The organism is Pseudomonas sp. 2(2015) (genome assembly GCF_000955865.1).
Lineage (GTDB): Bacteria > Pseudomonadota > Gammaproteobacteria > Pseudomonadales > Pseudomonadaceae > Aquipseudomonas.
On sequence record NZ_JYOF01000013.1, the window covers coordinates 163,382 to 179,984 of the forward strand.

General features: G+C 63.2%; 13 protein-coding genes. 8 read left to right on the forward strand and 5 right to left on the reverse strand.

Features of this window, described 5'->3' with window-relative positions; genetic code table 11:
- Positions 1 to 51 precede the first annotated feature (51 nt).
- The 4 genes from alr to UB48_RS18290 all read left to right on the forward strand — a co-directional run bounded on the left by alr (position 52) and on the right by UB48_RS18290 (position 4,380).
- The gene (gene alr / locus UB48_RS18275) at positions 52 to 1,125 is read left to right on the forward strand and encodes an alanine racemase (protein WP_045199623.1); all 1,074 of its coding nucleotides are present in this window, start codon (positions 52 to 54) and stop codon (positions 1,123 to 1,125) included.
- Positions 1,126 to 1,233: 108 nt separating this feature from the next.
- Positions 1,234 to 1,782 carry a cupin domain-containing protein gene (locus UB48_RS18280; RefSeq protein WP_010225839.1) on the forward strand — a complete coding sequence of 183 codons (549 nt, stop codon included), beginning with the start codon at positions 1,234 to 1,236 and terminating at the stop codon, positions 1,780 to 1,782.
- A 157-nt stretch (positions 1,783 to 1,939) separates the two neighbouring features.
- A complete protein-coding gene (locus tag UB48_RS18285) occupies positions 1,940 to 2,344 on the forward strand; it encodes a cytochrome c5 family protein (RefSeq protein ID WP_045199625.1) in 405 nt (134 codons plus the stop codon).
- Between the two features lie 122 nt (positions 2,345 to 2,466).
- Positions 2,467 to 4,380: an acetyl-CoA hydrolase/transferase C-terminal domain-containing protein gene (locus tag UB48_RS18290; RefSeq protein ID WP_045199627.1), complete on the forward strand. Its 1,914-nt coding sequence runs from the start codon at positions 2,467 to 2,469 to the stop codon at positions 4,378 to 4,380.
- Between the two features lie 90 nt (positions 4,381 to 4,470).
- Here UB48_RS18290 and UB48_RS18295 read toward each other — a convergent pair whose 3' ends face one another.
- Positions 4,471 to 5,043: a xanthine phosphoribosyltransferase gene (locus tag UB48_RS18295; protein WP_045199628.1), complete on the reverse strand. Its 573-nt coding sequence runs from the start codon at positions 5,041 to 5,043 to the stop codon at positions 4,471 to 4,473.
- A 63-nt stretch (positions 5,044 to 5,106) separates the two neighbouring features.
- Positions 5,107 to 7,116: a DNA helicase Rep gene (gene rep, locus UB48_RS18300; protein WP_045199630.1), complete on the reverse strand. Its 2,010-nt coding sequence runs from the start codon at positions 7,114 to 7,116 to the stop codon at positions 5,107 to 5,109.
- Positions 7,117 to 7,381: 265 nt separating this feature from the next.
- Between rep and UB48_RS18305 the strand changes: the two genes are divergently transcribed.
- Positions 7,382 to 9,046: a bifunctional diguanylate cyclase/phosphodiesterase gene (locus UB48_RS18305; protein ID WP_045199632.1), complete on the forward strand. Its 1,665-nt coding sequence runs from the start codon at positions 7,382 to 7,384 to the stop codon at positions 9,044 to 9,046.
- Between the two features lie 55 nt (positions 9,047 to 9,101).
- On the opposite strand, the gene UB48_RS18310 is transcribed toward UB48_RS18305, so the two are convergent.
- A complete protein-coding gene (locus UB48_RS18310; protein WP_045199634.1) occupies positions 9,102 to 10,493 on the reverse strand; it encodes a NorM family multidrug efflux MATE transporter in 1,392 nt (463 codons plus the stop codon).
- A 155-nt stretch (positions 10,494 to 10,648) separates the two neighbouring features.
- Here UB48_RS18310 and UB48_RS18315 point away from each other — a divergent pair, with 155 nt between their 5' ends.
- Positions 10,649 to 11,593 (forward strand): LysR substrate-binding domain-containing protein, encoded by a 945-nt coding sequence (locus tag UB48_RS18315; protein ID WP_045199635.1) that lies wholly within the window; start codon positions 10,649 to 10,651, stop codon positions 11,591 to 11,593.
- Positions 11,594 to 11,748: 155 nt separating this feature from the next.
- The gene (locus UB48_RS18320; protein WP_045199637.1) at positions 11,749 to 13,728 is read left to right on the forward strand and encodes a methyl-accepting chemotaxis protein; all 1,980 of its coding nucleotides are present in this window, start codon (positions 11,749 to 11,751) and stop codon (positions 13,726 to 13,728) included.
- Between the two features lie 96 nt (positions 13,729 to 13,824).
- Here UB48_RS18320 and UB48_RS18325 read toward each other — a convergent pair whose 3' ends face one another.
- Together UB48_RS18325 and UB48_RS18330 are read right to left on the reverse strand one after the other, a co-directional pair.
- Positions 13,825 to 15,222, reverse strand: coding sequence for a VOC family protein (locus UB48_RS18325; RefSeq protein WP_045199639.1), 1,398 nt, complete (start codon positions 15,220 to 15,222; stop codon positions 13,825 to 13,827).
- Positions 15,223 to 15,317: 95 nt separating this feature from the next.
- Positions 15,318 to 16,214, reverse strand: coding sequence for a LysR family transcriptional regulator (locus tag UB48_RS18330; RefSeq protein WP_045199642.1), 897 nt, complete (start codon positions 16,212 to 16,214; stop codon positions 15,318 to 15,320).
- 135 nt (positions 16,215 to 16,349) lie between these two features.
- Between UB48_RS18330 and UB48_RS18335 the strand changes: the two genes are divergently transcribed.
- A partial coding sequence (locus tag UB48_RS18335; RefSeq protein WP_045199644.1) for an aldehyde dehydrogenase family protein occupies positions 16,350 to 16,603 on the forward strand: 254 nt, incomplete at its 3' end.

The window sequence follows — 16,603 nt, forward strand, 5'->3', positions numbered from 1 at the left end:
TCGAGCACCGGGCTTTTTACTTCTAACCAGACTGCCCAGAAGGCTGCCGTCATGCGTCCCGCCCGTGCCCTGATCGATCTTCAAGCCCTGCGTCACAACTATCAACTTGCCCGCGAACTGACCGGAGCCAAAGCCCTGGCCGTGATCAAGGCCGATGCCTATGGTCACGGTGCCGTGCGTTGCGCCCTGGCCCTGGAGCAGCACGCCGATGGTTTTGCCGTGGCCTGCATCGAAGAGGCGCTGGAGCTGCGCGCAGCCGGGATCAAGCCGCCGGTGCTGTTGCTCGAAGGCTTCTTTGAAGCCAGCGAACTGCAACTGATCGCCGAGCATGACCTGTGGTGCGTGGTGCATTCGCTGTGGCAACTGGAGGCTATCGAACAAGCGCACCTGAGCAAGCCGATTACAGTCTGGCTCAAGCTCGACTCGGGCATGCACCGGGTTGGCCTGCATGCCAAGGACTACCAGGCCGCGTACCAGCGCCTGCTGGCCAGCGGCAAGGTTGCGCGCATCGTGCTGATGAGCCACTTCGCCCGTGCCGATGAGCTCGACAGCGAGGCCAGCAACGAACAACTGGCGGTGTTCCAGGCCGCACGCCAGGGCTTGAGCGCCGAGGTCAGCCTGCGCAACTCGCCGGCCGTGCTCGGTTGGCCGAACCTGCCCAGCGACTGGGTGCGCCCGGGCCTGATGCTGTACGGCGCCACGCCGTTCGAAGTGCCCCAGGCTCAAGCGGCGCGCCTGCAGCCGGTGATGACCGTGCAATCACGGGTGATCAGCGTGCGTGAGCTGCCAGCCGGCGAGCCGGTAGGCTACGGTGCCAAGTTTGTCAGCCCGCGGCCGACTCGGGTTGGTGTGGTGGCCATGGGTTACGCCGATGGCTACCCGCGCCAGGCGCCAAACGGTACGCCGGTGCTGGTGGCCGGCAAACGTACCCAGCTGATTGGCCGGGTATCGATGGACATGCTCTGCATTGATCTCACCGACGTGCCTGAAGCGGGCCTCGGCAGCCCGGTGGAACTGTGGGGCAAAAACGTGCTGGCCAGCGAAGTGGCCATGCACGCTGGCAACATCCCTTACCAGATTTTCTGCAACCTCAAGCGCGTACCGCTGGACTACAGCGGCGATTAAGGCGCCAAAGCGGACAGGCTGCGGGTCGAAGTGTTGTAAATACTGAACGCTGTTGCGATGATAACGTTCAATTTCGACCCCACTCGTTCGTTTAGGAGGGCTCCAGCTTTGGACGTCGGTGAACGACTGCAAGCCATACGCAAGCTCAAGGGCCTGTCACAGCGTGAACTCGCCAAACGTGCGGGCGTCACCAACAGCACCATCTCGATGATCGAGAAGAACAGCGTCAGCCCTTCCATCAGCTCGTTGCGCAAGGTGTTGAGCGGTATTCCGATGTCCATGGTCGAGTTCTTTTCCGAAGAGCTGCAACCGGAAAACCCCACCCAGATCGTCTACAAAGCTCACGAGCTGATCGACATTTCGGACGGCGCGGTGACCATGAAACTGGTCGGCAAGGCGCACCCGAGCCGGGCCATTGCCTTTCTCAACGAGGTTTACCCACCGGGTGCCGACACCGGCGAAGAAATGCTCACCCACGACGGCGAAGAAACCGGCATCCTTCTTGAAGGTCGTCTCGAACTGGTAGTAGGCCTGGAAACTTTCATCCTCGAAGCGGGCGACAGCTACTATTTTGAAAGTACCAAGCCGCACCGTTTCCGCAATCCTTACGATGAGCCGGCCCGGCTGATCAGCGCGGCGACTCCGGCCAACTTCTAGCGGGTATTGCGCGGCGGATTGTCGCGGCTAAGACCCTTTGGACACTAGGGTTGTTTCGGTGAGGCAGGGTTCCCGTTATACTTGCGCCGCCTGCGAAACCGTGGCCGCGGGCGTGACTAGCCACCATGAGGGTGTACGCGTGAATCTAATCAAGAAAATGCTGGCCGTACCAGCTGCCGTATTGGCCCTTTGGGCAGTCAGCGCTCAAGCTGCGACCAACGACGACATCGCCAAGCGACTGGAACCGGTCGGCCAGGTGTGTGTTCAGGGGCAGGAATGCAAGGGAATGGAAGTCGCAGCCTCTGCTGCTGGCGGCGGTGCCAAGACCCCGGATGAAATCATCGCCAAGCACTGCAATGCTTGCCATGGCAGTGGCCTGCTCGGCGCGCCGAAAATCGGCGATACCGCCGCCTGGAAAGAGCGCTCCGACCACCAGGGTGGTCTGGACGGCATCCTCGCCAAGGCCATTACCGGTATCAACGCCATGCCGCCGAAAGGCACCTGCGCCGACTGCTCGGATGACGACCTGATGGGCGCCATCAAGAAGATGTCCGGCCTGTAAGCCCAGCGCTTGCCCAACAAAGCCCGCCGCGTGCGGGCTTTGTGCTTTTTAGCGCTGGCCAGCGCAGCAATCTGGCGGCATGCTCGGTCCAACCTGTTCAAGGAATGCCACAGGAGGCCGCGATGGCGTACAGCTGTTCGATCGACGATGCCGTAGACCAGGTGCTGGCGCGCCTGCCCGCGCATATCCACATGGGCCTGCCGCTGGGGCTGGGCAAGCCCAACCGCTTCGTCAACGCCCTGTATGCGCAAATCCGCCAGTTGCCCGAGCGGCAACTGACCATTTACACCGCTTTGAGCCTGGGCCGCCCGGACCTGGGCGACGGCTTGCAGCGGCGCTTTCTTGAGCCCTTCATCGAGCGGGTGTTCGCCGACTACCTTGAGCTGGACTACCTGCACGACCTGCGCCGCGACCAGTTGCCGGCCAACATCCGTGTCGAGCAGTTCTTCATGCAACCCGGCAGCCTGTTGCACAGCTCCATGGCCCAGCAGGACTACGTCAGCAGCAACTACAGCCACGCCGCCCGCGATATCAACGCCAAGGGCTTGAACCTGGTGGCGCAGCTGGTAGCCGAAGATCCGGCACATCCCGGCCAGTTGAGCCTGAGCTGCAACCCGGACATCACCCTCGACCTGCTGCCAATGATTGCCCGCCGCCGGGCAGCCGGCGAAACCATCCTCATGCTCGGCCAGGTGCATGCCGAACTGCCGTACATGCCGGGCGCGTCCGAGCTGCCCCGCAATGACTTCGACCTGCTGATCGACCGCCCGGAAAACACCCGGTTGTTCTCCACGCCGAACATGCCGGTGACCACCCAGGACCATTTCATCGGCCTGCATGCCAGCACCCTGGTACGCGATGGCGGCACCCTGCAGATCGGCATTGGTGCCATGGGCGATGCGCTGACCGCAGGGTTGCTGGCGCGACAGGCTGACAGCGAGGCGTACCAGGCATTGCTGGCAGATATCAACCTGACGCCCTGGCATAGCCTGATCGAACGCGAAGGCGGCCTCCAGCCCTTTTCCCGCGGCCTGTACGGCTGCAGCGAAATGTTCGTCAACGGCCTGCTGGCACTGGTCGAAGCTGGAATCATCCGCCGCCCGGTGTACCCGGACGAGTCGCGCCAGCAGGCGGCCAACAACGGCGAGCTGGATGACCAGGGTGTGCTGGTGCATGGCGGCTTCTTTCTTGGCCCTCAGGCGTTTTACCAGCGCCTGCGGGAAATGCCGCCAAGCCAGCGCAAACGCTTCGCCATGAGCGCCATTAGCTACATCAACGAGCTGTATGGCCAGGAGTCGCTCAAGCGCCTGCAGCGCCGGGATGCGCGCTTTATCAATACAGTGTTCACCATGACCTTGATGGGCGCCGGGGTCGCCGACCAGCTGGAAGACGGCCGGGTGCTCAGCGGGGTCGGCGGGCAGTACAACTTCGTTGCCCAGGGCCATGCCCTGGAAGGCGCGCGTTCGATCCTGCTGCTGCGCAGCTGGCGTGAGTCAGGCGGGGAGGTCAGTTCCAACCTGGTCTGGGAATACGGTCATTGCACCATTCCCCGCCACCTGCGCGATATCGTCGTCACCGAATACGGAATCGCCGACTTGCGCGGGCAGACCGATGCTGAGGTGATTGCCCGTTTGCTGGCGATCACGGACTCGCGCTTTCAGCCCGAACTGATCGAGCGGGCGCAGAAAGCTGGCAAGTTGCCCAAGGACTTTTGCCTGGCCCCGCGCTTCAGCGACAACACCCCGCAGCGTTTGCAGGCGCTGCGTGACCGCCACGCACGGTTGTTCCCCGAGTATCCGCTGGGCAGTGATTTCACCGCCGAGGAGCGCGATTTGCTGCGGGCGCTGAACTGGCTCAAGAGCAAGTTCAAGTTGAGCGAGGTGCTGGAGCTGGGCAAGGCGGCGCTGGATGCACCGGCGCCCGAGGCGTTTCCTGCGCAGTTGGCGCGGATGGGGTTGGCGCAGCCCCAGGGGCTGAAGGAGGACTTGTATCAGCGCTTGGTGCTGGCGGGGTTGCAGGCAACAGCGTTCCGTTGAGGACGCTGTCGCTGGCAAGCCAGCTCCCACAAGGTCCGCGGTATGCAGTACCTGTGGGAGCTGGCTTGCCAGCGATGAGGCCAGCGCAAATTACTCGATGAAAGTAACCACGCCATCTTTCAGCGACTTGACCCGGGCCAACGATTCAACGCGGTAGCCCTGGCTGTCCAGCTCGGCGCGACCGCCCTGGAACGATTTCTCGATGACGATACCCAGGCCGGCAACAGTGGCGCCGGCTTGCTTGATGATCGAGATCAGCGCCTGGGAGGCTTTGCCGTTGGCCAGGAAGTCGTCGATCACCAGCACGCGGTCGCTGCTGTTGAGGTGGCGCGGGGAGATCGCCACGGTGTTCTCAGTCTGCTTGGTGAAGGAATACACCGAAGCCACCAGCAGGTTTTCGGTCAGGGTCAGCGACTGGTGCTTGCGCGCGAAAATCACCGGGACGCCCAGTTTCAGGCCGGTCATCACCGCCGGGGCAATGCCCGAGGCTTCGATGGTGACGATCTTGGTGATGCCCGAATCGGCAAACCGGCGGGCGAACTCGTCGCCAATCAGTTGCATCAGCGCAGGGTCGATCTGATGGTTGAGAAACGCATCGACTTTGAGAACCTGATCGGAAAGCACGATGCCTTCTTCGCGAATCTTCTGGTGCAGTGCTTCCACTGTGGTATTTCCTCGATGTAGCAAGAGTGGCCACGGCAATACGCCGCAGCAAAGGTTGATTATCTAACGTTTGAGCATGGCACGGATATCGGCCAGTGCGTTGTTGCCGCGAGCGGCCTTCACTTCGGTTGGCGCGTCGTCCAGGCCCTCCCAGGCCAGGTCGTCGTCGGGCAACTCGTCCAGGAAGCGGCTCGGCGAGCAATCGATGATTTCGCCGTACTGCTTGCGCTTGGCAGCAAAGGTGAAGGCCAGGGTCTGACGTGCTCGGGTAATCCCGACGTAGGCCAGGCGCCGTTCTTCTTCGATAGTGTCGGCTTCGATGCTGGAACGGTGCGGGAGGATTTCCTCCTCCATGCCCATGATGAACACGTAGGGGAACTCCAGGCCCTTGGAGGCGTGCAGGGTCATCATCTGCACGCCTTCGGCGCCGTCTTCCTCTTCCTGCTGGCGCTCGAGCATGTCGCGCAAAACCAGCTTGCCGATGGCCTCTTCGATGGTCATGTCGCCGTCTTCGTCTTTCTCGAGGGTGTTCTTCAGCGCCTCGATCAGGAACCAGACGTTGCTCATGCGAAAATCCGCAGCCTTGTCGCTGGAGCTGTTGGTGCGAATCCAGTTTTCGTAGTCGATGTCCATGATCATGCTGCGCAGGGCTGCGATCGGGTCTTCCAGGGCAACCTGTTCGCGGACCTTGTCCATCCAGCGCTTGAAGCGCTGCAGGCGGTCGGTATAACGGCTGTCCAGGTGCTCGCCAAGGCCCAGCTCCTCGCTGGCGGCATACATCGAAACCTTGCGCTCGGTGGCGTAGTTACCGAGTTTTTCCAGGGTGGTCGAGCCGATTTCCCGGCGCGGTACGTTGATCACCCGCAGGTAGGCGTTGTCATCGTCCGGATTCACCAGCAGGCGGAAGTAGGCCATCAGGTCTTTAACTTCCTGGCGTCCGAAGAAGCTGTTGCCGCCGGACAGGCGATACGGCACCTGGTGGTGCTGCAGCTTCAGCTCGATCAGCTTGGCCTGGTAGTTGCCCCGGTAAAGAATGGCGAAGTCACTGTAGGGCCGGTCGGTGCGCAGGTGCAGGCTGAGGATTTCCATGGCTACCCGTTCGGCCTCGGCTTCCTCGTTCTTGCAGCGGATCACGCGGATCTCGTCGCCGTGGCCCATCTCGCTCCACAGCTGCTTTTCGAAGGCATGCGGGTTGTTCGAGATGAGCACGTTGGCGCAGCGCAAAATGCGGCTGGTGGAGCGGTAGTTCTGCTCGAGCATCACCACTTTCAGCGACGGGTAGTCGTCCTTGAGCAGCATCAGGTTCTCGGGCCGCGCGCCGCGCCAGGCGTAGATCGACTGGTCGTCGTCGCCAACCACGGTGAACTGGTTGCGCGTGCCGATCAGCATCTTCACCAGCAGGTACTGGCTGGCGTTGGTGTCCTGGTATTCGTCGACCAGCAGGTAACGGACCTTGTTCTGCCACTTTTCGAGGACATCGGGGTTGTCCTGGAACAGCTTGACCGGCAGCAGGATCAGGTCGTCGAAGTCCACCGCGTTGAACGCCCGCAGGGTGCGCTGGTAGTGCGCATAGACCACCGCGGCGGTCTGCTCCTTGGGGTTGCGGGCGTTTTCCAGGGCTTCGGGTGGCAGGATCAGGTCGTTCTTCCAGGCGCCGATCATGTTCTTGATCTCGTCGACACCGTCGTCGCCCGAGTATTCCTTCTGCATGATGTCGGTCATCAGGGCTTTGACATCGGTCTCGTCGAAAATCGAGAAGCCCGGTTTGAAGCCCAGCCGTTCATGCTCCTTGCGGATGATGTTCAGGCCCAGGTTGTGGAAGGTCGACACGGTCAGGCCGCGGCCTTCGCCCTTGCGCAGCAGGGTGCCGACCCGCTCTTTCATCTCCCGCGCGGCCTTGTTGGTGAAGGTCATGGCCACGATGTACTGGGCACGGATGCCGCAGTTCTGGATCAGGTGCGCGATCTTGCGGGTGATCACGCTGGTTTTGCCGGAGCCTGCACCGGCGAGCACCAAAAGAGGGCCGCCGACGTAGTTCACGGCTTCTTGTTGCCGGGGGTTGAGTCGGGACATGACGAAAACCGGGGACGCTAGAAAAATAGCCGGGCATTTTAGCAGGGGTAGAAAGTTTCTGCCGCGACCGTCTGACAGTGTGACGTACCACGCGATCTAAATTTGCCGCATTTGATACTTTCCCGCAGGATGCGTGGCGAAACCTGCGGGATGTCGGCAATGGAATGGCATGACTTTAAGTGAAAATCATTTTCATTAATGGTTTAGGATACGCATTCTCGCTGCCCATCGTCATTTGACTGTGTCTACGTCCTAAGGAGCCAGCTTGTCTACGCCCGTCGAACCCTTGCGTTTGCTCCTGCTGGCCGATGAGCCGGAATGGGCCATTGTGTTGCGCGAGTGTCTGCTGCCGATGGCGGGCCAGGCGGTATTGCTGACCGCTCCGAACTGGGAGGCGGTCGACAGCCTGTTTGCCAATGACCGCAATGCGCTGGTGCTGGCGACCCCGCAACTGCAGCCGGCGCCCGGGCGTTGCGTGCTGCCGATGGTGCTGCTGCTCGAGCACGAACCGCAGGTGCCGCCGCCGGGTGTCAGCGACTGGCTGATTCGCGACCAGCTGACCAGCAATATCCTGCGCCGCAGCCTGCGCCACGTCCGCGAGCGCGGCGTCCTCGAAGCGACCCTGCAACGCCTGGCCGAACAGGACCCGCTGACCGGTATCGCCAACCGCCAGGGTTTCCAGACCCTGCTGGCTGCGCGCCTGGCCGACAACGAAGGGCGCGGCGTCGCCCTCGGGCACCTGGACCTGGACAACTTTCGCCATGCCAACGACGCCCTCGGCCACCAGGCCGGCGACCGGTTGATCCTGCAGGTGGTGGGCCGGCTGAAGAGCCAGCTTGAAGCCGGCGACCAGGTTGCACGTCTGGGCAGCGACGAATTCGCCCTGTTGATCGATACCCGCCGCGAGCCGCAGCGCGCCGAATGGATGGCCGAACGCATCACCGAAGCCCTGGGCGAACCTTACTGGATCGACGGCGAAAGCCTGTTGCTCGGCTGCAGCCTGGGGGTTGCCCACGCCCGCGCCCAGGGTGGCGCCGACCCGCTGATGTGGCATGCGCACATCGCCATGCAGCAGGCCAAGAGCACCCAGGGCTGTACCTTTCACGTCTTCAACGAACGCATCAACCGCAACGCCCGCAGCCTTGCCGACCTGGAAAGCGAGCTGCGCCGGGCGCTGCGCCGCGACGAGCTGGAGCTGCATTACCAGCCGCGACTGAACCTGGCCGACGGGCGCATTGTCGGCCTCGAAGCCCTGGTGCGCTGGCGCCATGCCGAACGCGGGCTGCTGCCGCCCAGCGAGTTCGTACCGCTGGCCGAGCAGAGTGGGCTGATCGTGCCTTTGGGCTACTGGGTCATCTCCCGGGCCCTGCGCGACATGCAGGCGCTGCGTGAGCAGGGCCTGGCGCCTTTGCACATGGCGGTGAACCTGTCGTTTCGCCAGTTCCAGGACAGCCAGCTGTTGGCGACCCTGAGCCGGCTGATCATCGAACACGGCGTCGATGCCCGCTGGCTGGAATTCGAACTGACCGAAACCGCCGTGATGCGCCGCAACGACCTGGTCAAACAGACCATGGACGCCCTTGGGCGCCTGGGCGTGCGCTTCTCGCTGGACGATTTCGGCACCGGCTTTTCGTCGTTCGTGCACCTCAACAGCCTGCCGATCACCTTGCTCAAGGTCGATCGCAGCTTTGTCGGCGGCATGGAGCAGCGTGAAGAAAACCGCAAGCTGGTGCACGCGATGATCAACCTGGCGCACAACCTCAACCTCGAGGTGGTGGCCGAGGGCGTGGAAACCCCGGAGCAAATGGACCTGCTGCGCAGTTTCGATTGCGATCAGGTGCAGGGGTTTCTGATCAGCCGGCCGTTGCCGATTGATGAGTTGATGGAGTATTTGCTGCGCGGGCCGGCGCAGCAGGCGGTGGCGTTGTAGATTCCGGGGCTGCTTTGCAGCCCATCGCTGGCAAGTCCAGCTCCCACAGGGCCCTTCAAACCACTGAAGCAGTCACCTTGTTCACCCCAGCGGCACTGCCCAGCAAGCGCTTCATCCGCCATTCGAATGCCAGGGTCAGGCTCACCGCCGCACACGCCAGGCCCAGCGCCAGCCCCCACCACACGCCTACCGCGCCCAGGCCGAGGTTGAAGGCCAGCAGCCAGGCCGCCGGCGCACCGATCACCCAGTAACAGAACAGCCCGACCAGGAAGGTGGTCTTGGCATCCTTGAGGCCTCGGATCGAGCCCATGGCAATGGTCTGCACGCCGTCGAACAGCTCGAACCAGGCGGCGACCATCAACAGGCTTACCGCCAGCTGGATGATGTCGGCAAAGGCCGGGTCACCGTGGTCGAGGAACAGCCCCACCAGCGGGTCTGGCAGCAGCCAGAAGAGGATGGCGAACATCAGCATCATCGCCGCGCCAAAACCGATACCCACGCGGCCGGCATGCCGTGCCCCCAACAGGTTGTCGGCGCCGTAATAGAGTCCTACACGCATGGTCACGGCGTACGACAGGCCGGCCGGAATCATGAATGCGGTAGAGACGATCTGCAGGGCGATCTGGTGCGCGGCAAGCTCGGTGCTGCCGAGCACGCCCATGCACAGCGCGGCGAAGGCGAACAGGCCGACCTCGACGGTGTAGGTGCCGCCAATTGGCAGGCCCAGGCGCCACAGCTCACGCAAGGCTGGCCACGACGGGCGGCTCAGGCCCTGGCGAATCGGGTAGGGTGCATAGGCCGGGTGCCAGCGGATATACAGCGCCATGGCCACGGCCATGCAGTTGGCAACGATTGCGGTCACCAGGCCGATGCCCACCAGGCCCAGCTTCGGCAGGCCGAACATGCCTTCGATCAGCGCATAGTTGAGCAGGAAGTTGGCCACCGTGCCGATCAGGCTGATGACCATCACCGGCGTCGAGCGGCCAATGGCGCTGGTAAAGCCGCGCAGGGCCATGAAACTCAGGTAGCCGGGCAGGGCGAAGGGCAGCAGCAGCAGGAACTGCGCGGCCGACTCGACGTTGTTCGGGCTCTGGCCGAGCAATAGCAGTACCGGCTCCAGGTTCCACAGCGCCAAAGCCGCCACCAGGGCCATGACCCAGGCCAGCCACAACCCGGCCTGGGTCAGGCGGGTGGCGCCGGCGATGTCGCCAGCACCCTTGCGAATCGCCACCAGGGTGCCGACGGCGGCGATCACGCCCAGGCAAAAGATCGACACGAACGAATAGCTCGCCGCGCCCAGGCCGCCACCGGCCAGGGCCTGCGGGCTGATGCGGGCCATCATCAGAGTGTCGGTGAGCACCATCAGCATGTGCGCCAACTGCGAGGCAATCAGCGGCCCGGCCAGGCGCAGCAAAGCCTTGAGTTCTTGGGTAGGCGCAGCCTGCATGGAGTCGTCCTTTTCTTACGCGATAGATTCAAAGCGTGAAAGTCTGAGGCTTGGTGCGGTTATCCACAAAAGGATAATAGCGATGGTTGGCATGATTAAAACTCATGGGAGTATGATCCAGTCGATTGCCTGTGGATAACCCGGAGCCCGCCGCCATGTCTCGCCGTTTACCGCCTCTGTATGCACTGCGGGCCTTCGAAGCGGCGGCCCGGCATAGCTCGTTCACCCGCGCCGCAGATGAGTTATCGATAACCCAGAGTGCCGTCAGCCGGCACATCCGCACCCTTGAAGAGCACTTTGCCTGCCGTTTGTTCGTGCGCAATGGCCGCAGCCTGCAACTCAGCGAAGCGGCGCGTTTGCTATTGCCAGGGGTGCGCGAAGGCTTTGCCGCGCTGGAGCGGGCCTGCAACACCCTGCGCAGTGAAGACGACATCCTGCGCATGAAAGCCCCTTCGACCCTGACCATGCGCTGGCTGCTGGCGCGCCTCAGTCGCTTTCGCCACCTGCAGCCGGGCAACGAAGTGCAACTGACCAGCGCCTGGATGGATGTCGATCATGTCGATTTCAACCATGAGCCTTTCGACTGCGCGGTGTTGCTCAGCGACGGTCACTTTCCGCCGGACTGGGAGGTCAAGCGGCTGTTTTCCGAGCTGCTGATCCCGGTAGGCGCGCCCGAGCTGCTCAAGGAAGGGCCGTGGGACGAGCGGCGCCTGGCCGGTGTCGAGCTGCTGCATCCAACCCCCGACAAGCGCGACTGGCGCAGCTGGCTGGCGCGCATGGACCTCACCGACAAGGTGTCGCTCAAGGGCGGCCAGGTATTCGATACCCTGGAGCTGGGCATGATCGCCGCCGCTCGCGGTTATGGAGTGTCCATGGGCGACCTGCTGATGGTTGCCGAAGACGTCGCCCAGGGCCGCCTGAGCCTGCCGTGGCCGACAGCGGTTGCCAGCGGCCTGGATTACTACCTGGTCTGGCCGCGAACCCGCCCCGGTGGCGAGCGGCTGCGGCGTCTGAGCGACTTCCTGCAGGGCGAGGCGGATTCGATGGACCTGCCCAAGGTTCAAATTCTGGGGACATCAGCGGCAATCGGAGCGAGTTGACCGTTTGCGCAGGATAACCCTGTTGCACGCTCAAGTATTGCGTCAGGCCGCCGAAGCAGAGGCATCAGAGCCACGCCTAGATGGTTCGATTCCCGTATCGATGCGGACGGTCAGCGTGATCAGGACGATCCCGGCCCCTCTTGCCAGGAGCTTCCATGTCTCAACCCCGTGCCCGGATTGCCTCGCAACTCGGTATCGCCCTTGCCATCGTGCTGGCTGTGGTGATTACCGGTAGCACCCTGTTTGCCCTGCGTTCGCTGGACAACGCCAACCTGAATACCCGCCAGGAACACCTGGCCAGTGAAGCGCGCCTGCTCGCCGATCAGCTCGACACTTTCCACAGTACCCTGCGCGAAAGCACCCAGCGCCTCAGCGGGCTGTTCGAGAAGCGCTTTGCTGCCGGACTGCAACTGCATCCAGGGGAGTCGGTGGCGGTTGCCGGGGTTTCCACGCCCGCGCTGTACCTGGGCGAGCAACTGCTCAACAACGACTTTCGCCAGGTGGATGATTTTCGCCAGATGACCGCAGGCGTTGCCACCTTGTTCGTGCGCAGCGGCGACGACTTCATTCGCATCAGCACCTCGCTGACCAAGCAGGACGGCAGCCGCGCCATTGGCACCCTGCTGGATCGCCAGCATCCGGCCTACGCGCGCTTGCTAGCCGGTCAAGCCTACGTTGGCCGGGCCAACCTGTTCGAGCGCGACTACATGACCCAGTACACCCCGGTGCGTGACGGCAGCGGGCGGGTGATTGCGGTGCTGTTTGTCGGTTTCGACTACACCGACGCGCAGAAGGCTCAGTTTGCCAACCTCGGACGTTTTCGTATCGGCCAGACCGGTTCACTGGCCTTGCTCGACGACAAGCAGCACTGGTTGGTGCCGCCAGCAGGTGTGCGTGCGGACAGTCAGGCGGCGCAGGCGCTTGCCGGGTTCACTGCGGGCGAAGGGCGTTTCTGGCATGACGGCGTCGAAGAGCTGTTCAGCGTGACCGTGGCGTTTGCCGGCGGGCCGTGGACGGTGGTGGCAAGCATGCCGAAGGCGGAAATCCGCGCAGTGACCTGGAGCGTCGGCACGCGCCTGGCCATCGGCAGTTTGCTGGCGATGTTGCTGGCGGTCGCCGCCACCCTGTGGCTGTTGCGCCGCCGTCTGCGCCCCTTGGCTGACCTCTTGCAGCAGGCGCAGGCCCTTGGCGCCGGTGACCTGCAGGCGCGCTTGCGGGTATCGAGCGATGACGAAATCGGCCAGTTGGCGCACAGTTTCAACCAGATGGGCGAAGCCCTGGCGAGCATGGTCGAGCACATTCGCGCAGCAGCGGAGCAAGTCAGCAGCCGCGCCCAGGCCTTGTCGGGCATGTCCTCCGGGGCCTGTGAGGGCATGGAGCAGCAGTCTGGCGAAATCACCAGCATGGCCGGCGCTGTCGAGCAGTTCAGCGCCACCTCGATGAACATCGCCGAGAACATGGGCAGCACCGAACGCATGGCCCAGGACAACGTCCAGCAAACCCGCATTGGCCGTGCCTCGATGGACCAGGCGTCATCGTCCCTGGAGCAGATCGCCAGCGCCCTGGCCGGCACCGCCACGGTGATCGACACCCTGGGCCTGCGCTCCGAAGAAATTGGCGGCATCGTCGGCGTGATCACCTCGATTGCCGAGCAGACCAACCTGCTGGCCTTGAACGCTGCCATCGAAGCGGCGCGGGCCGGTGAGCAGGGCCGGGGCTTTGCCGTGGTTGCCGACGAGGTACGCAACCTGGCCTCGCGCACCCGTCAGGCCACCGATGAAATCTCGGCGATGATCGGCAGCATCCAGCAGGAAACCGGCAATGCCATCAGCACCATGGAGCAGGGCAACCGCCTGATGCAGGAAGGCCTGGAGCGCAATGCCAAGGTTGCCGCAGCGCTGGCGCAGATCGATGAGCGCAGCCGCTCGGCGGGGGAGCAGTTTGCCGCCATTACCACCGCTACCCAGGAGCAGAGCAGCACGGCGAACGTGCTCAGCCGCAACCTGCAGAGCATTGCCCTGGCCAACAGCGAGCAGCATGAGGTGGCGACTAACCTGGCGGCTACCGCGCGTGAGCTTGAGGGGTTGGCGGGGCAGTTGCGGCAGGAAGTGGACAGGTTTCGGGTTGGGCGGTGACGCCATCGCGGGTTAAGTCGAGGCGTCGCACCGCCGCTCCCACAGACTTTGTAGGAGCGGCGGTGCGACGCCTCGACTTGACCCGCGATGAGGCCCTCAAAGCCCGGGCATATCCAGCGCCTGCGCACAGGCCATCAGCGAGCGCCGCTCACTTTCGGCATACAACGCCAACTCATCCTGCACCGGCTTGCCCAGCGCCTGTTCGAAGGCGTCGCGGTTGGCGTTGCTGCCGTATTCGCTTTGCGCATCATCACCCAGGTTCGACTGGAAGATTCCCGCCGCACTGACCGGCAGAAAGTCCTCGTACACCAGGGCTTCAAAGTGGATATGCCCGGCGTCGATTAAAGCCTGCAGTGTAGTCGGCCGCTGAGCATCGCCGCGGGCTGCCAGGCCACGCTCGGTGGCAAAGTAGCGGAAGTACGCCAGCCCCTGCTCGCGCATCTGCGCCAGGTCATCGGGGAAGGCCTTGAAGCTGTCGCTGAGCAGGCTCATGTAGCGCTCGGCATTGGCCTCGGCCGGCACACCACCTAGCGCCGCGCGGGCGCCATCGAGCAGTTGGTCGTAAAGCTCGCGGCCCTTCGGCGTCAACGCCGCACCCCGTTGTTCGATCTCGCCAAAGCGCGCGGTATGGCTGCCGCTGCCTTCCCCGTGCTGGTCAGTGAACGCGACCTTTTCCTGCAGCGCCTTGAAGCTGGTCTGACGCAGCAGTATCGGGCAGCGGCGCGGTGGCGGCCCTTCGATCACGGCTTTGGGCGGAATGCCCTTGGCCGGCATGCCCAGCTGAATGGCATCGATGTCCAGGGTGCGGGGGGTCAGGTGATTGATGTGCGGGCCCTTAAAGGCCACCACATCGGCAATCAGGCGGTGCTGGTCGTGCAGTTGCTGGTACTGCTCGGCGGTCACCGTGGCGTCCCGGTGCCAGCGGAAGGTATGCAGGGCTTCGTCGACAAACGCCTGGGCATCGTCGGCATTCAGGCCGCCAGCACGCTCGAACTGTTCGATCAGTTGTAGCGCGCGCGGAGTGAAGATCTGCCGGCGGGCAAGAATCTCGCGCGCCAGTTCACGCAGCGCCGGGTTGTCGATCAGTTCCAGGCGCAGCAAGGAGGTGAAGACCCGGAACGGGCTGATGTGCAGCGCTTGCTCGTGCACGGCGCGAAAGGCGGTGGAATGCACCGGCACACCGGCGCAGCTCAAGTCGTAATAGCCCACCGGCTGCATGCCCATCACCGCGAACAGGCGGCCGATGGTCGCCAGCTCTTCGGCGCTGCCGACGCGAATGGCGCCGTGGCGTTCCTGGTCGAGGCGCTCGATTTCGCCGGTCCAGCGCAGGGCCTGGGCAACTTCGGGTTGCTCAGCCATCACCTGCTGATTGATTTCGCTCACCAGCGACAGCAGCGTGCCGTACAGCGGCACTTCTTGCTTGTACATGAGCGACATGGCGGCCGAGAACTGCGCGCGAATGCTGTCCGGGCTGACGAAATCTTGAGCGGGCATCGAAAGCTTCCTGGTAAGTGGGCACCCTTACATGAAAGCGAGGAATGCAGTACCTGCACAAGCGAAAAAAAGTCGATGCGTCATTCCAAAAATTATCAATCTTGCCCGGCCAGCTCAGCGCGAATCCAGTCGACCAAGGCGCGCACCTTCGGCACCTCGGCGGCATGCTCGGAAAACGCCAGGAAATGCGCGCCATTGCTGCGCATGCTGTGCTGCCAGGGCACGACCAGTTTGCCCTCGGCCAGCTCCTGGGCCACCAGGTAGCGCGGTACCAGGGCCACGCCGCAGCCGGACTGGGCAGCGCTCAGGCTCATATAGAAGGTGTCGAAGCGCGGCCCGTGATAGCTGTGGGCCGAGTGCAGGCCTTGCTCCAGGAACCACTCATGCCAGGCCTCCGGGCGCGAGGTGCTTTGCAGCAGCACCAGTTCGGCCAGTTCGCTGGCGTCCCTGAGCGTGCGCCCCTGCAACAGCTCTGGCGCACATACCGGCAGCACTTCTTCACCGAACAGCTCGATGCAGGTCGCGCCAGGCCAGGTGCCCTGGCCAAAGAAGAACACCACGTCGGCGGTCGCCTGCAACAGGGCGAAGGGTTCCATTTCGTTGCGGATGTCGAGGTGGATGTTCGGGTGCTGCTTGCCGAAGCCCTTGAGGTGCGGAATCAGCCAGCGCACGCCAAAGCTCGGTTGAGTGGCTACCTTGAGGACTTCGGTCTGCTCGCCGTAGGACATGATGTAACGGCTGGACATATCGACCTGGGTGAGAATCTTGTTGACCTCGGCCAGGTACAGCGCGCCTGCTGGTGTCAGCTGCAGGCGCCGGCGGATGCGCAGAAACAAATGATGGCGGAGCATCTCTTCAAGCTGGGCCACCTGCTTGCTCACTGCGCTCTGGGTCAGGTGCAGCTCCTCGGCGGCGCGGGTGAAGCTCAGGTGCCGGGCGGCAGCCTCGAAACACTGCAGGGCGGCCATCGATGGCACCAGACGTTTGGACATAGCGGTCTCTAAGCCAGTAGATCATTACCTGGCGGAATGATATGCAGAATAAAGGTCGTTTGTTGCGCCAGAGTGATCGGATTAATACTGATCCCTATCACTATTTCAACCACTCATCGCATGCAGGAGAAGAAAATGGTTGATGGACTGCTTGACCGCCTCGGTGTCCCGGCCACTGCCTACACCCACGGTAACCATCCCGTTCACACCCCTATCGATGGCAGCGCGATTGCCGCGGTGCACCTGGAAAGCAAAGCCCAGGTAACCGCCAAGATCGATCAGGCCGAAAAAGCCTTCCAGGCCTGGCGCAACGTCCCGGCCCCACGCCGCGGTGAGTTGATCCGCCTGTTCGGCGAAGTATTGCGCAAGCACAAGGCCGAGCTCGGCGA

Bases quoted from the DNA above. Each gene is read 5' to 3' on its own strand.
- UB48_RS18320 (WP_045199637.1), top strand. From the start codon at position 11,749: ATGTCTCAACCCCGTGCCCGGATTGCCTCGCAACTCGGTATCGCCCTT.
- UB48_RS18325 (WP_045199639.1), bottom strand. From the start codon at position 15,222: ATGCCCGCTCAAGATTTCGTCAGCCCGGACAGCATTCGCGCGCAGTTC.
- UB48_RS18315 (WP_045199635.1), top strand. From the start codon at position 10,649: ATGTCTCGCCGTTTACCGCCTCTGTATGCACTGCGGGCCTTCGAAGCG.
- rep (WP_045199630.1), bottom strand. From the start codon at position 7,116: ATGTCCCGACTCAACCCCCGGCAACAAGAAGCCGTGAACTACGTCGGC.
- UB48_RS18310 (WP_045199634.1), bottom strand. From the start codon at position 10,493: ATGCAGGCTGCGCCTACCCAAGAACTCAAGGCTTTGCTGCGCCTGGCC.
- UB48_RS18290 (WP_045199627.1), top strand. From the start codon at position 2,467: ATGGCGTACAGCTGTTCGATCGACGATGCCGTAGACCAGGTGCTGGCG.
- UB48_RS18330 (WP_045199642.1), bottom strand. From the start codon at position 16,214: ATGTCCAAACGTCTGGTGCCATCGATGGCCGCCCTGCAGTGTTTCGAG.
- alr (WP_045199623.1), top strand. From the start codon at position 52: ATGCGTCCCGCCCGTGCCCTGATCGATCTTCAAGCCCTGCGTCACAAC.
- UB48_RS18285 (WP_045199625.1), top strand. From the start codon at position 1,940: ATGCTGGCCGTACCAGCTGCCGTATTGGCCCTTTGGGCAGTCAGCGCT.